The sequence below is a fragment of the Methanolobus profundi genome, from assembly GCF_900114835.1.
Classification (GTDB): domain Archaea; phylum Halobacteriota; class Methanosarcinia; order Methanosarcinales; family Methanosarcinaceae; genus Methanolobus; species Methanolobus profundi.
In genome coordinates this window covers 35,381-50,191 of record NZ_FOUJ01000001.1, presented here as the reverse complement: position 1 = coordinate 50,191, position 14,811 = coordinate 35,381, and the positions used below count along the sequence as shown (strand labels likewise).

Genomic DNA, 14,811 nt, shown 5'->3' with positions numbered 1-14,811 from the left:
TTATCAGGGCATCTTACTATGTTTATCCATGTTTAACTTACTTGTCGTCATCGACAACTTCGTAGTCTGCATCCACGATGGTCTCCTCTCCGGAGTCACCAGCAGATCCAGTATCTTCTGCATCAGATGCTGCAGCTGCAGCTTCTTCCTGTGCCTTCTGATACATTGCAGCGGACACATCATAGACTGCGGTCTGAAGTTCTTCTGTCTTTGCCTTGATATCTTCGATATCGTCGGTTTCAAGAGCAGCCTTCAGAGCCTCGATAGCTGCCTCGATCTTTGACCTCTGCTCATCGGTTGCGATCTCGTCAGCTTCCTTGAGGGTCTTTTCAGCAGCGTTCACAAGGGACTCGGCTGTGTTCTTGACCTCAACCTCTTCCTTGCGCTTCTTGTCCTCTTCAGCATGCATCTCTGCATCCTTGACCATCTGGTCGATCTCCTCGTCGGTAAGTCCACCTGGCTTCTGGATTGATATGGACTGTTCCTTACCGGTTCCCATATCCTTTGCAGTGACATGAAGGATACCGTTCGCATCGATATCGAATGTGACCTCGATCTGTGGAAGTCCTCTTGGTGCTGGTGGAATACCGTCAAGTGTGAACCTGCCCAGTGACTTGTTACCTGATGCAACGCCTCTCTCACCCTGAAGTACATGGATCTCCACAGATGGCTGGTTGTCAGCTGCTGTTGAGAAGATCTGGCTCTTCTTGGTAGGGATGGTAGTGTTCCTGTCGATAAGAGGTGTTGAGACCCCTCCGAGTGTTTCGATACCAAGGGTCAATGGCGTGACATCGAGCAGAAGTACATCGTGGACCTCGCCACCAAGTACACCAGCCTGTATTGCTGCACCAACTGCTACAGCTTCATCAGGATTGATGTTCTTGTATGGGTCCTTTCCTGCTGCCTTCTTTACAAGCTCCGTTACTGCAGGCATCCTTGTGGAACCTCCTACAAGAAGTACTCTGTCAATGTCTGATGAAGATACCTTTGCATCCTTCATTGCCTGATTGACAGCCACGAGTGTCTTGTCAAGCAGATCAGCGGTCATCTTCTCGAACTGTGCTCTTGTGAGGTCGATATCGATGTGCTTTGGCTGACCGTTCGCATCTGCAGTGATGAATGGAAGGTTGATGTTAGTGGAAGTTACACCGGAAAGCTCGATCTTTGCCTTCTCAGCAGCATCCTTCAAACGCTGGAGTGATGCCTTGTCCTTTGAAAGGTCGATGCCTTCGATCTTATTGAATTCCTCAATAAGGAAATCAACGATCTTCTGATCGAAATCATCTCCACCAAGGTGAGTGTCACCTGCAGTTGAGAGAACTTCGAATACTCCTCCACCAAGCTCAAGGATGGATACATCGAATGTACCGCCACCAAGGTCGTAGATGAGTATTTTGTGGTCTTCTTCATCCTTGTCAAGACCATATGCAAGTGATGCTGCTGTTGGCTCGTTGATAATTCTCATTACCTCAAGACCTGCAATTGTACCTGCATCCTTTGTTGCCTGTCTCTGTGAGTCATTGAAGTATGCAGGGACAGTAATTACAGCCTGTGTGATGGTCTCGCCGAGGTATGATTCCGCATCTTCCTTCAACTTACGAAGGATCATTGCAGAAACTTCCTGTGGAGAGTATTCCTTGTCATTAAGGGTTACTTTGTAGTCACCCTCGCCGATGTGCCTCTTGATAGAGCTTACACTGTTATCGGCATTGGTAATAAGCTGCCTCTTGGCAACCTGACCTACAAGTTTCTCACCCTTCTTAGAGAAACCTACAACTGAAGGAGTGGTTCTTCCTCCCTCTGCATTAGGTATAATTGTAGGTTCTCCACCTTCGATCACAGCCATACAGGAGTTTGTAGTTCCCAGGTCAATTCCCAATATCTTTCCCATTTTATTACCTCTTATATGAATTAATTATAGTATATCATTAATAATTGCGTTTTATCTATATTGAAGGTATCCTTACCTTCTAATTCCAGATCCTACTTCTCAGCTTTCTTTGAAACGGTCACCATTGCAGGTCTTATGACCTTCGTGTGCAGATAATACCCTGGCTTGCAGACATCTACCACCGTATTCTCATCGTGGTCAGGATGTTCTACATGCATCATCGCTTCGTGAAGGAACGGATCGAACTCGTGCCCGACACATTCTATCTTTTGAAGACCTTCCTTCTCGAGTATACCTGTAAATTGTTTGAAGACCATTTCAACACCCGTGATAACAGATGATATATCTTCGGTCTGCTTTGCAGATTCGATAGCACGCTCGAAGTTATCATAGACCTCAAGGAGCTCAATGATCACCTGCTCGACTGCAAACTTACGATATTCCTCTTTTTCCCGGGCACTTCTTTTCCTGAAATTATCAAACTCAGCTGTCAGGCGCAGAAGCTTATCCTTAAGCTGTGCAACCTCAGCCTCAGCGGAGTTGCTATCAGTAGTTCCTTCGTCAACCGGTTTCGAATCTAAATCTTCACAATTCTCTGGTCCATCAGCCATTATCAATATCTCCGCATTTTCTATGCGCGGTAATGTGCATTCGAACTAGTGATTGTTTGAAGTTCTATAAATACTTTTCGCATATACGCCTTATTTTGCAGAAATGAAGTCAACAAAAGATAAAATGATCCTATGAACTGACAACATACCACAGTTCAGAGAACACCCTTCAACTTATGCTGCAGAACCCGTATCAAGAACATACTTGCGATCATACATACTGCCAATGCAGATATAACTTGCTCCCATCCAATAGCAGAGATCCCACCTTCTATGGAATACTTCACACCACTGAAAAAAGCCGTAGTTGAGAATGTTGCTACCAGAGCCACTATAGCCCCACCTACCAGAGAGCCCATATAATCCGCACCTCTTGATTCAAAATACACCGAGCCTGCTATGAAGATAACTGCAAATATAAGAAGTATCACAGGCATAGGGACATCAAGTCCACTGGTTGCCATATTCATAAGTCCGAAGGCAACACCTACCATAAAGATCGCCATTGTAGTAGAGACCACCAGTGCCTGTACAAATGGATTATCAGTATTCACGTCCATGTTCATCCCATTCCCCCTATCAGCGATCATAGTATATATTTATTTTTAAAATATTCCCCTGATAGGAGATATAGAGATCAAAATAGACTCAAAGAGACGTATTGACAGACATGATATCCGCCTGTTACATGAAAAACGATCATAAATAGGGCATAAAGAGGAGTGAAGCACTATGAAAACATAGTACCACCGAACATAGTGATACTCCACCCCCCTAATTCAATTGGCCCGTTCCAACCCCACTATGGACTGAAACAGTATCTTAAGAGTAGCGAGAAAGATACATGGTTCAGATACCACTTTGGAAAGTACCCCCGCATACCAACTTATTGTTGCACACACAACCGAGGACTCATACCATCCCCTGTTGCACATATCCACTTGTTTTGCTTGATATATAACATAAATCCACTCTAAAATATAACATTGTTTGAAATTACAACGCCATTATAATTTAGAACTATCACCATTAAAGAACGCCCAGCACCCCCCACCACAACTTCAAGAACAGTAATATTAATAGGAAAGGATATATCAAATAATGCAGTTGCATCCAACATGAAGATACTGCTTGCAGAATATGCCATGGGAATAGGACTGGGAGGTACATTGCTTCTTGAAGGAAGAGCAATGTTGAGCACCCTTGCTGACAGTTTTCAGCGTCTTGGACACGAAGTGACATACCTGACCGCAGAAAGCATACTTAAGAGTGGACAGCCGGTAATATCCAATGAAAGTTCCTTCGAAGATGTACTGGAAAAAAATGCACTTGAATGTGATGCAGGACTTGTTATTGGCCCGGATGAACTACTGGGCGATCTGACAGAAATAATAGAAAGCAACACAGTCAACCTTGGTTGTCCGGCAACATCTGTAAGGAACTGTGCCGATAAGCTTGCATGCACACAAATACTGGGATCAGGTTCGGTCAATGTTCCAGAGATCGTCAGTACAGGATCTGATAAGAGATACGTGATAAAACCCAGATATGGCTGTGCTTCAGAAGGAGTGAGAATGTGCACTTCGAATATCAACGGAAATGACGAGTACATAGCTACCGAATATATCGAAGGTGAGCACCTCAGTGTAAGTATGATATGTGGACAGAGCACACTTCCATTGAGCCTTAACAAACAACTTATCGATATAATAGATGATAACGGTGACACAATATTCGACTATAAGGGGAATCAGGTACCCTATAGAGCAGAATACCAGAACGAAGTTTTCCAGGAAGCAAAACGAACAGTTGAGATACTTGGATGTAATGGATATGTCGGGATAGACATAGTCTATGGAGACAGACCTTACGTTATAGATGTAAACCCAAGACCTACAACAGCTATATTCGGCCTTGTAAGGACACTCAACTACGAGATAGGAGAACTTCTGTTAATGAATATGTTCGGAGAACTTCCCCCATCAGTTACGCTCGAAGGGGAGTGCTCTTTCACAAAAGATGACATAGAGGACATCATATGAGAATAATAGGCATAGATATTGGCGGTGCTAACACAAAGATAGCTTCAGCCGATGGCGAGATAATAGAACTTCATTACATACCATTGTGGAAGGATACCACATTACCAACCTCTTTAGAGGACATTGCAAATGAACTAAGACCCGACAAGGTCAGTGTAGTGATGACAGGAGAGCTTGCAGACTGTTTCGAGGACAAGTTGCAGGGGATCGGATTCATCATGCGCTCTGTAAATGATGCATTTGATTGTGAAGTGAGATACATTGACAGTAACGGACACTTCTATGAAGATACAGGGAACCTGCGTGATCTTGCTGCTGCGAACTGGGCAGCATCCACAAGACTTATCGGTTCAGAGATAGGAGATTGCCTTTTCGTGGATGTTGGAAGCACAACCAGCGACATCATACCCATAAAGGATGGAAAGCATGTGGCAGGACTTACCGACTTCTCAAGGCTTGTCAGAAGCGAACTGTTCTATGCAGGAACACTGAGGACAAACATCGCATACTTGCTTGAGAAAGTGAATGTGGCAAGTGGCGAATGCAACATTGCGTCAGAACTTTTCTCGACAACTGCTGATGCATACCTCCTGCTCGGAGATATCACAGAAGAACTATACACGTGCGAGACCGCAGACGGGGCCGGCAAGACCAGAACTGATGCTATGAGAAGGCTTGCACGCGTGGTATGTGCTGATCTTTCGGAGATATCCCCAGAGGAGATATACAATATCGCCCAACAGATAAAGGAGAGACAGATAACGCTTCTCAGTGAAGCCATTGCTGTTGTTGCTGAGAAGAACGGCCTTAACAGGATAGTCTCTGCAGGCCTTGGCGAGTTCCTCATAAAGGAGGCAGCCACCAGACTTGGTTTTGAATGCACCTCAGTTGCCGATATATGGGGAGCTGATACCTCAAAGGTATTCCCTGCATATGCTGCTGCAAGGATACTTGAAGAAGATATCGATAACCCCAGAAAAGAATAAGTCATATCATAACAGATACCTTGATATCCTACAAGATTCAGGACCCACCATACACATTATAGGAAAGGAGTTGAACGGAATGCGGGCTGTTGTGAAACTTGGCGGAAGTCTTATGGAAGATTCAACATCCATAGTAAAAGCGCTTCAGGACCATTTTGTGAACAATGAGGATACAGACTCCATACTTATCGTACCGGGAGGAGGGGTTTTCGCCAACCACATACGCACATTGAGTGAGAAATGCTCCATAAGTGATGATGCAGCCCACTGGATGGCTATCCTCTCAATGGAACAATATGCTTACTATCTTATTGATAAGACAGGAGTGAACTCCGTGAACGACCCCCATGAAATGCCAAATGGAGTATCAGTTCTGTTACCTTATAGAATGCTCAGGGAGAACGACATACTACCACATTCTTGGGACGTGACCTCAGACACCATTGCCGCATGGGTTGCAAAGGAGACCAGTTCACGTTTTGTCAAGGTCACTGATGTGGATGGAGTGATGGCGGATGACATCATTCAGAAGTGGATGACTGCAAAAGAACTGTCAAGAATGGGAATAACATGTATCGACAGCTCACTACCTGGATTCCTGATAAAGAACATGATGGACTGTGTCGTTGTCAATGGGCTGTATCCGGAAAGGGTTATTGATGCTGTTATCGGAAAAACTGTCCTGGGCACTCACATCAAGGGGAATATTTAAATTATATACTGCGTATGTACTGAAATCACTGACATGCTGATTTTTCAGTGTTTATATTGATCATATATTTATTTACAGTAAGGAGATTATAAATGGCAAGTAAAGTCGATAATTGTACCACATGCAACAAGAGTCTTGTGGAAACAGGCTATGTACGTTTCCCATGCCCTGTTTGTGGCAAAGAGCTCGGAAGATGTACAAGCTGCAGGCAGCAGAGCAACCCATATACATGCCCAAAATGTGGCTTTGTAGGAGCATGAGGCGAGTAACATGGGAGAAGTAGCCGCAACTATTAAGATCATGCCTGTTTCAGTTGAAACAGACCTCGAAGCACTCAAAGACAATCTGATCGCAGCACTGCCAGAAGGCGCAGAATACGGCACCCACAAGGAAGAGCCTATCGCATTCGGCCTTAAGGCTATTATCATGGTCGTCATTGTAGGAGACCTTGAAGGCGGTACAGAAAGTGTAGAGCAGGCCTTTGCAGCAGTCGAAGGCGTAGAGAGCGTAATGGTGACAGAAGTCGGAAGACCTGTCTGAACCTCTCTTTTTTTTATTAAGTATTTAACTTTGTAACTTTATTTTACCACGACTCTGGTTCCCACCAGATACATCGCGTTCAGATCATAACGACCTGATCACTATGAAATAAGCTTCATAAAAGCAGGTAAGCATAGCTTTTTATATTTCTGCGTCCAATTTTGAAATTGACAGTTAACTTACTTGTGGGTTAAGAAAGGGATAATTCCATTTGGCTACTTCTTTTAGGTTAATTGCTAAAAAAGAGCATCGTATAGATTACGGGATAAGAGGTTCCCGTCTCAATGAGAACTGCCATAGCATCACGACCAAGGATGTCCCAGGGGAGATCACAAAGTAACCTGTATCCAATAGTTGTGACTATGTTCCAGCTGCAATGATTGTAGACCTGGTAGAATCAAATTAACGGATCGTGCGAAGTATCTTGACCCAGAGTTAACGTGTCAGAAATAAACAACAAAGGAAACATAAATATGAGAGACAACAACAGTGGTGGCTTCAGAGGCGGTCCAAGAGATGGAAACAGAAGGAACGAAGGCGGCTTCAAAGGTGGCAATCGCGGAGGCGGAAGAGGCGGAGGTAACTTCAGACCCAGTGGTCCAAGAGAGATGCACAAAGCAACATGCTCCGACTGTGGCCAGGAGACCGAGGTACCATTCAAACCAACTGAAGGCAGACCTGTATATTGCAGAGAGTGCTTCCAGAACCACAGACCACCTAAGAGATATTAGGCTCCATATCTGAGATACAATATTACAGGGCAAAGTAGCAATACTTTGCCATCCTTTTTTTGAGATACATCAACATACACTGCCTGTAAATACCGATCATACACAAACACCTATATACTGAAGAGTTCCAACTTTTAAAGGGTGTTAGATGTGATATTGGTCCGGAAAATTCTGCTCGTTCTACTATTGACATTTATATCAGCAAACTTAGCCACAGCAGCAACCACTGAAGATTGCAAAGAGTGTCATCTGGAAGAATACGACATGTGGAAAGATTCACCCCATTATACCGAACCTGTGGTACAGGATACAAAACCGGGTGTTGAGTCATGCCTTCCATGTCATGCCGCCAGTACTCCCCGGCTTTACAGTAAATAGTATGGAGAAGTGGTGAGGGAATCACCAGAGTGTGAAATGTGTCACGAACCTCCGGTGGAGGGTTTTGAGATACATATCATAACACCTTCTGAAACAACACCAAAGTCCAACATATCTGCTGAGCTTTGCGGGAGTTGCCATAGTGGCCAACACGAAACGACATACAATGAGTGGAACGAATATAGTAGTGATACATTCGACCCCGGAACAATGGCAAGCCATTCCGAACCTTCTAACATTGAGGAAACTGAGGTGATCAACAGCAGCTCATGTGTTTCCTGTAAAAGTACGGAAGGTGCGATACTGAACATCGAGGATGGTGAACTGTACGACCTGAGTGAAGATAGTATGCCCGAACCAGAGGATATCAACGAATGGAGGATCACCTGTGTCGCCTGCCATGAACCTCATAGTGCTGAACTTAGGACAACAACATCCACCGAGCTCTGTGCAAGCTGCCATAATTCAGGAGGAGCTGAACCTGATGGGAACACCACAGTGATCAGATATACCCAATGGGAAATGTATAACGGATCCATATACACCAATGATGTACATGCAGTAAAACTTGGATGTACCGACTGCCATATGGCAACCATGATAGAAGGGAATGAGACAACTGTTACGGGGCATTCATTAGATATCCAGCCAGCATTGCTTTCAGACCCGAACTCTGGCAATATATGCAAGAAATGCCACGTCGTAGGCCATGATGACGATGATCCACCAGATAATGAATGTGATGACTGCCACGATATAGCACTTTCAAATATCATTGCCACTGACCAGGAAGCAATAAAAGAAAGACTACAGGATTTAGAGCTCATTGAAGGGAATGCCAGTGATGCACTTGCACTGATAGATGACAACTCAAGTTATCAGGAACAACTTGAGAACTATAACAATGCATTGTACCATATCAGCAAAGTGGAGTCAGATGGTAGCTTTGGAATTCACAATATGGAACGTGCCAATGATGAACTTGACACGGCAGAGATCTTGCTCAATTCGGTCATAGAAGAAGGAACCAGAGCCAGCAACAAAGAACGAGCAGCCACACCAGGATTTGGAGTGTTATTATCATTCGTTGCAATAACAGTGACCGGACTTATTTTTGAAAATAGGAATAATGGAAAGAAATGAAGATATCCAAAGATACAGGCTTTATTCTTTCTCTGTTCCCTTCGGAGGGTTCAGAGAGGAATAGATGCTACTGACCCCTTCCATGACCTTGAAGCCTTTGCCTGTTATCATATAATCTCCCCTCTCATGTCGTTGGATTATCATGCCGCTCTCCATTAACTTTTGAAGATGGAACAGGAGATTCCCACCACGAAGACCTGTGAGATTTGACAGGGCAGAGAAGCTCCTGGTCTCACCGGTGATGGCCTTGAGTATATCAAAACGTTTCTGATGGCATAAAGGTTCCAGAATATCATCCACCACTACCTCAGGAGGGAGCTGGCTTAGATCATACCTCTTTTCACTATTTGTCTCGTATATCTTCATGGAACGCATGAGAGTTACCTGTCGGGACATAATATCCGAAGCTTCTGCAAAACAGATATCACATTTGTCATAAGGCACCATGGTACGAAGCTTCTTTAGTTCAAGACGGTTCTCTTCGATCGAGGCTTCATTGACCGTATCGTTCATTATAAGACCGGCATTCTTTTGCAGGACATTGGATAGAAGACCTTTACATTCACCACGCATCTCACACTTCTTTACCATATTCTTTTCAAGTCCCTTTCCTGCATCATCCATAAGATGACGAACAATGACACCTGAATAGTCATCCTTCACACTACGTACGACAGAATCAAGATGCTGATGACCTGTTGAATCAATAAAGGAACGTATGTCATTGTGAATATCCGAGAGCTTCAACCGGATATCGGAAAGCTCGGACTCATAATCGTGGTCTTGTCGCATATATGGATATAAGATCTCCCGGATTATAAAGGTTATTGTATAATAGTAGAAGGTTATTCAAGTATACTCAATTGTAGTTACTATATTTCAATGCCGATTAAGTATATATTAAAAACTGTCGTATTAGGTATTGCTGATACGCTCCGGAGAAAACAGCATCATAAGCCATAGAAGTAACTAAAGCAATACAGGAGATAATAAAAATATGAGCGTAAAAGAAGATATTCACAGCCAGATCATAGGCGGACTTGCAGATGCAACATTCCCAATCGAGACCCCTGAAAAGCTCCTGGCTGCATTCCCTGCAGGAGCAGACACCACATGCAGGTCAGGAGACGTAGCAGTAACTGCCGGAGAAGCAGGTACTTTGCTAAAAGAAAGTGATTTCCCATTTAAAAGTGCAAAAGAAGTTGCAGATGTGATCGTTGAGAGGGCCGGACTCTAAGCCTTCCCTGATTTTTCTTTACATTTTCTTTTTTGACCATCTTTCCATGAATACATCTGACAGACACAATCTTTTTTAAATTCTAAAGCCACTGTTAATGTGAAGTTGAAATATTTACAGTGGAAGTTGTGAAAAGAACATGGAATTAACACTATTTACAGACATAGGGATAATTTTCGGACTATCTATAATCATATTGCTCCTCTTCAACAAAATGAAGTTACCTTCTGTCCTGGGATTTCTCGTTACAGGAATGCTTGCAGGACCACACTGGCTGGGAATAATAAGCAGTATCAGTGAAGTAGAGGCGCTGGCAGAGATAGGTATAATCCTCCTTCTGTTCACAATTGGTGTGGAGATGTCCATAAGAGAGCTCTGGGACATCAAAAGATCGGTCCTTCTTGGAGGAACTGTCCAGATACTAACAACCATTATGCTTGTTTACTATATAGACAGATATTTCGGTCTCAGCTTCAATACATCATTGTTCATAGGATTTCTCATATCACTTAGTAGTACAGCCATAGTTCTCAAATTGCTTCAGGAAAAGGCAGAACTTGATACACCACATGGCAGGACATCTCTTGGAATTCTGATATTCCAGGATGTTATTATCGTGCCAATGATCCTTATAACACCCATTCTTGCCGGCGAATCTACAGCTTCCAGTGATACATTACCACTGTTCCTTCTCAAAGCCATAGGAATAATCGTACTTGTCCTTGTAAGTGCAAGGTGGATAATTCCATCTCTGCTGTTCCAGATAGCAAAGACCAGGAACAGAGAATTATTCCTTCTGAGTATCGTATTCATCTGTCTGGCAACTGCCTGGCTCACATCGAGCATAGGACTATCACTTGCACTTGGAGCATTCATGGCAGGACTGATCATTTCAGAATCAGAGTACAGTCATCAGGCCATGGGAAATATCATGCCTTTCAGGGATATTTTCATGAGCTTCTTCTTTGTGTCCATAGGGATGCTTCTGAATATTGAATTTTTCACCGACAACGTTCTCTACCTGCTTGGCCTGGCACTTGCGGTCATTATCATTAAATCTGTCACAGCAGGTCTTGCAACATTTATACTCGGATACCCACTAAGAACAATTATCATTACCGGACTTGCACTTGCACAGGTGGGAGAATTCTCATTCGTGCTCTCGACCTTCGGGCTGGAATATTCCCTTCTTGATCAGGACATGTATCAGAAGTTCCTTGCTGTTTCTATCATAACAATGGCAGTTACACCATTCATAACATCATCATCATATGGCATCTCAGATAGAGTGATAAAGACAGTACCGTATCAGAAACTTATCAATGGTTTCTATGCAAATGGACTCACAAAAGAAAAAGAAGATCAGATCAAAGATCATCTTATCATAATCGGATATGGTTTTAATGGAAAAACATTATCGCATGCAGCAAGAAATGCAGGCATACCATATGTGATCATAGAAACAAACCCTGAGACCGTCCGCCATGAGAAGAAAAAAGGAGAAAGGATACACTATGGTGATGCAAGTCACGAGGCTGTATTGAGATCAGCGAACATAGATTCTGCCAGAATACTGGTTGTAGGAATATCCGATCTCGTCGCAACAAGAAAAATAATCAATACAGCTAAAGATCAGAACCCGGAAATATACATCATTGCCAGGACCCGTTATATCACTGAGATGAAGAGACTCCATGAGCTTGGGGCCGATGAGGTCATACCTGAGGAATATGAAACATCCGTAGAGATATTTGTCCGTCTGCTCAAAAAGTATCTTGTGCCTGAGGAAGATATCGATAAGTTCACAAGGGAGATACGTGCCAACGGCTACTGTATGCTCAGGAAATCCTATTCAATGGACCAGGAGAGGGTTTTCGACCTGAAGGATGAGCTTCCGGGAATGGAGGTCAGCACCTTCAAAGTAGGAGAGAACTGCCTGGCGAGAGGAAGGACGCTCAGGGAACTGAACATAAGGACAAAACATAAAGCGACCATACTTGCCATACGCAGAGGGAACGAGACGATCACAAATCCTGATGGTGATACCTCAATATATCCAGGTGATGTCTGTATAATCTTTGGAAAACCCGAAGACCTGCATTTGATAAGGGAAGTTTTCAAGGGGCCATCCTGCACTATCTGACCACATAGGCTCATCATTTGCGTAGAAGAAGTATCTTCTAAAAGATGACATTGGGATGTCGAAAAATTGAATTTATGAGTTTATGAAAGGATATTTCAGGCGATAACTATAATTATTAATAATTATAATCAAGAGTTGAAAAGGAATTGGTCATGATCGTAATATCCAGTTATCGGTCAAACAGAATAACGGCAAAATAGTTTCTGCGCATCCATGAGCAGGAAAAATGACCCATTCATATGGATTTCATGCGTTTACCTTATATGGGAGAAAGATAGAGCATTCATTGAAAATAAAGACCTTACAAAAGGTCTAACAAATTATAAAATAGAGAAATGGAGAATCGAATATGGAATGGAAGTTGTCCAGAAAGACGCAGCAGCGTTTCAGACATTTCAGGGTCTGGAAGGAATTCGAACAAGTTGATGCGAAGCCACAGAGCTTTAAATGTACAGCATCGAAAAAAGCGACTTGTGCTGTTGGACTTTTAAAACCTTCCATTAGTATGATGTACTGACATCAAAACTGAGAATATCTTTGCTTACCGTAACCGGTAAGGAAAGATCAACCTATTTTTTTACTTATCCTGATGAAAAATAATAAATTATAATGAGTTGTAAACATGTCTCATGTTCAGTAAGCATGAAATATCAGGTTACAAGGAAGTGCTTCCCGGAATTATGATGAAAGCGATCGTTCACGGGGATAAGACACTTATGACAGAGTTCATCCTGAAAGAGGGAAGTTCACTCCCACAACACAACCATATCCATGAACAGACCGGATATATGATATCAGGCAAGATGCTCCTGACGATCGGTGCTGAGACACATGAAGTTACAGCAGGAGATTCATGGAACATACCTTCTGAAATACCACATATGGCTGAAGTACTTGAGGATTCCATCGCAATAGAGGTATTTTCTCCCCGCAGGGATGAATATATAGATTAAAGATCACTGCAGGCACGCATTTCATCCTATTTTTTAGACCATTTGATGCTATTTTACGCCCTTAGCGTATAGTATATTATAATCAAATTTGTTACAGTACATTGTTCATCTTTATCAGTACTTAGATATACTTAAATACTAGCTAATAGCACATAGGAATCCGATGTATGAATAAACAACTCATACATGAAATGATTTGAAAAGACCATTTTGAATTGAAAGGTGAAAAAATGAAAGATACATGGGAAAAAGTATTTGAGTACGCATCGTCCCCACTTCATGGTACGATGTCAAGGAAACTAAGAGAAGGAGTAAGCATACAGGTCAATGAAGGAAAGACCTATTCAAAAGCGATCCTTTTCCTGGGAGAACAGTTCGTACGTATCACCGAAGAAGAGGACGGTCAGAAGATCAACACCTACTATGACTGGGAGAAGGTCGAGTCCGTAAGAACGTACAGCAAAGGAGAATGATCTCCTTAATAGTATGATCCCGAATAATGGATAATGGAAGTTATCCATTTATTTTTTAGAGCAGAGACCCATTAACAGACTCCCTGAACTTTCAGAACCTCATCTTTCAATTGTTCATAACAACGAACCAACAGCTTTGGGCTTGCCTCCATATCAATGATATTGAATTCGAAGAGTTTTGCAAACTCTTCAACCTTAGGTTCGAACTGCTTTTCATAATGCAGACCTGTATCCATTTTAGCAACATTCTTGTAGCCTGCATAGTCAAAAACGAACTTTGAGAGCTTTATGTCATCGGGATCAGGCGTCATCCCAGCAGACACCACCATTTCACGCCAGTGTGCTGCCCACATTGGCGTCATGAAGAAAGTGCCAACTCCATGAAAACTTTTTAGTTTCTCAAGATAGGCAGCTCTGCTTCCAAGTACCGCACCGATACAATCGTCTATAACATCCCCATTATCTTCTTTTAGTATACGCACCGGGCATGGAAGATCAGCAAGCTCTGTATCAACTTTGCCGAGCACATTGCCACATAGACCATAGAAAAGAAGAATGCCATCAGAGTACTCTGACATCTCACGTGCCTTCCCATAGACCACTTCCCTGAGATGTTCCGGAGTAGCATGTAAAGCAAGTTCAAGCATTTCCACCACAAGAGTGATGTCATCACCCTCCAGGTGTTGTGTTATCCCATCGCCGGGAACAAGGGAATAATTACAGCCAGCATCATTGAGCTTATCCACCAGCCCTCCTGAATCTTCATTATCCACTATCAATAGATGCTTAATAGAATCATCTGTCTCGACAATATGAACTATCTCATCCTCGAACATACGACATGCAATGAAAGTCATCACCGGCATAGAACTGTACCTCCTGAAAAGTATATAAAGATCTGATATTGGATACTATTATAATCTGACGCTGCCACGACCAGGAGAAGAAATGGGACAGCATAGCTAAAGGGA

The 14,811-nt window shown here is 42.9% G+C and carries 19 protein-coding genes; 14 read left to right on the top strand and 5 right to left on the bottom strand.

The window, feature by feature from the left end; all coding sequences use genetic code 11:
* Positions 1-37: 37 nt before the first annotated feature.
* The 3 genes from dnaK to BM008_RS00275 form a co-directional block, all read right to left on the bottom strand.
* Complete coding sequence (gene dnaK, locus BM008_RS00285; protein WP_091931582.1) at positions 38-1,891, bottom strand: molecular chaperone DnaK; 1,854 nt, start codon at positions 1,889-1,891, stop codon at positions 38-40.
* A gap of 92 nt (positions 1,892-1,983) precedes the next feature.
* The gene (gene grpE, locus BM008_RS00280) at positions 1,984-2,502 is read right to left on the bottom strand and encodes a nucleotide exchange factor GrpE (RefSeq protein ID WP_091931579.1); all 519 of its coding nucleotides are present in this window, start codon (positions 2,500-2,502) and stop codon (positions 1,984-1,986) included.
* Positions 2,503-2,657: 155 nt separating this feature from the next.
* Positions 2,658-3,068, bottom strand: coding sequence for a heat-shock protein (locus BM008_RS00275; protein WP_091931576.1), 411 nt, complete (start codon positions 3,066-3,068; stop codon positions 2,658-2,660).
* Positions 3,069-3,620: 552 nt separating this feature from the next.
* On the opposite strand from BM008_RS00275, the gene BM008_RS00270 reads away from it, so the two are divergent.
* The 9 genes from BM008_RS00270 (at position 3,621) to BM008_RS00240 (ending at position 9,034) form a co-directional block, all read left to right on the top strand.
* Entirely contained in the window at positions 3,621-4,544 is a 924-nt protein-coding gene (locus BM008_RS00270) for an ATP-grasp domain-containing protein (RefSeq protein WP_177187913.1), read from the top strand.
* Complete coding sequence (locus BM008_RS00265; RefSeq protein ID WP_091931573.1) at positions 4,541-5,530, top strand: hydantoinase/oxoprolinase family protein; 990 nt, start codon at positions 4,541-4,543, stop codon at positions 5,528-5,530. The genes BM008_RS00270 and BM008_RS00265 overlap by 4 nt, the downstream gene beginning before the upstream one ends.
* Before the next feature lie 79 nt (positions 5,531-5,609).
* Positions 5,610-6,242, top strand: a complete 633-nt coding sequence (locus tag BM008_RS00260; RefSeq protein WP_091934020.1) for an amino acid kinase family protein — start codon at positions 5,610-5,612, stop codon at positions 6,240-6,242.
* A 92-nt stretch (positions 6,243-6,334) separates the two neighbouring features.
* A complete protein-coding gene (locus BM008_RS00255; protein ID WP_091931571.1) occupies positions 6,335-6,502 on the top strand; it encodes a zinc finger domain-containing protein in 168 nt (55 codons plus the stop codon).
* Between the two features lie 10 nt (positions 6,503-6,512).
* The gene (locus BM008_RS00250; RefSeq protein ID WP_091931568.1) at positions 6,513-6,782 is read left to right on the top strand and encodes an elongation factor 1-beta; all 270 of its coding nucleotides are present in this window, start codon (positions 6,513-6,515) and stop codon (positions 6,780-6,782) included.
* 211 nt (positions 6,783-6,993) lie between these two features.
* Positions 6,994-7,122, top strand: coding sequence for a hypothetical protein (locus tag BM008_RS15175; protein WP_281246257.1), 129 nt, complete (start codon positions 6,994-6,996; stop codon positions 7,120-7,122).
* Between the two features lie 133 nt (positions 7,123-7,255).
* A complete protein-coding gene (locus BM008_RS00245) occupies positions 7,256-7,513 on the top strand; it encodes a CxxC-x17-CxxC domain-containing protein (protein ID WP_091934017.1) in 258 nt (85 codons plus the stop codon).
* Between the two features lie 141 nt (positions 7,514-7,654).
* Positions 7,655-7,891, top strand: a complete 237-nt coding sequence (locus BM008_RS14670) for a hypothetical protein (RefSeq protein WP_143072231.1) — start codon at positions 7,655-7,657, stop codon at positions 7,889-7,891.
* Between the two features lie 12 nt (positions 7,892-7,903).
* Positions 7,904-9,034 carry an ammonia-forming cytochrome c nitrite reductase subunit c552 gene (locus BM008_RS00240; protein WP_143072230.1) on the top strand — a complete coding sequence of 377 codons (1,131 nt, stop codon included), beginning with the start codon at positions 7,904-7,906 and terminating at the stop codon, positions 9,032-9,034.
* 21 nt (positions 9,035-9,055) lie between these two features.
* On the opposite strand, the gene BM008_RS00235 is transcribed toward BM008_RS00240, so the two are convergent.
* On the bottom strand, positions 9,056-9,826 hold the full coding sequence (locus tag BM008_RS00235; protein ID WP_091931562.1) for a winged helix-turn-helix domain-containing protein: 771 nt from the start codon (positions 9,824-9,826) through the stop codon (positions 9,056-9,058).
* A gap of 205 nt (positions 9,827-10,031) precedes the next feature.
* Between BM008_RS00235 and BM008_RS00230 the strand changes: the two genes are divergently transcribed.
* The 5 genes from BM008_RS00230 (at position 10,032) to BM008_RS00210 (ending at position 13,840) form a co-directional block, all read left to right on the top strand.
* A complete protein-coding gene (locus BM008_RS00230; RefSeq protein ID WP_091931560.1) occupies positions 10,032-10,271 on the top strand; it encodes an MTH865 family protein in 240 nt (79 codons plus the stop codon).
* A gap of 139 nt (positions 10,272-10,410) precedes the next feature.
* Positions 10,411-12,414: a monovalent cation:proton antiporter family protein gene (locus tag BM008_RS00225; protein WP_091931557.1), complete on the top strand. Its 2,004-nt coding sequence runs from the start codon at positions 10,411-10,413 to the stop codon at positions 12,412-12,414.
* A gap of 213 nt (positions 12,415-12,627) precedes the next feature.
* Entirely contained in the window at positions 12,628-12,840 is a 213-nt protein-coding gene (locus tag BM008_RS00220; RefSeq protein WP_091931554.1) for a hypothetical protein, read from the top strand.
* 203 nt (positions 12,841-13,043) lie between these two features.
* The gene (locus BM008_RS00215) at positions 13,044-13,367 is read left to right on the top strand and encodes a cupin domain-containing protein (protein WP_091931551.1); all 324 of its coding nucleotides are present in this window, start codon (positions 13,044-13,046) and stop codon (positions 13,365-13,367) included.
* 230 nt (positions 13,368-13,597) lie between these two features.
* Positions 13,598-13,840 carry a hypothetical protein gene (locus BM008_RS00210; protein ID WP_091931547.1) on the top strand — a complete coding sequence of 81 codons (243 nt, stop codon included), beginning with the start codon at positions 13,598-13,600 and terminating at the stop codon, positions 13,838-13,840.
* A 71-nt stretch (positions 13,841-13,911) separates the two neighbouring features.
* Here the strand turns inward: BM008_RS00210 and BM008_RS00205 are convergent, their stop codons facing one another.
* On the bottom strand, positions 13,912-14,706 hold the full coding sequence (locus BM008_RS00205) for a DUF1638 domain-containing protein (RefSeq protein ID WP_091931545.1): 795 nt from the start codon (positions 14,704-14,706) through the stop codon (positions 13,912-13,914).
* Positions 14,707-14,811 lie beyond the last annotated feature (105 nt).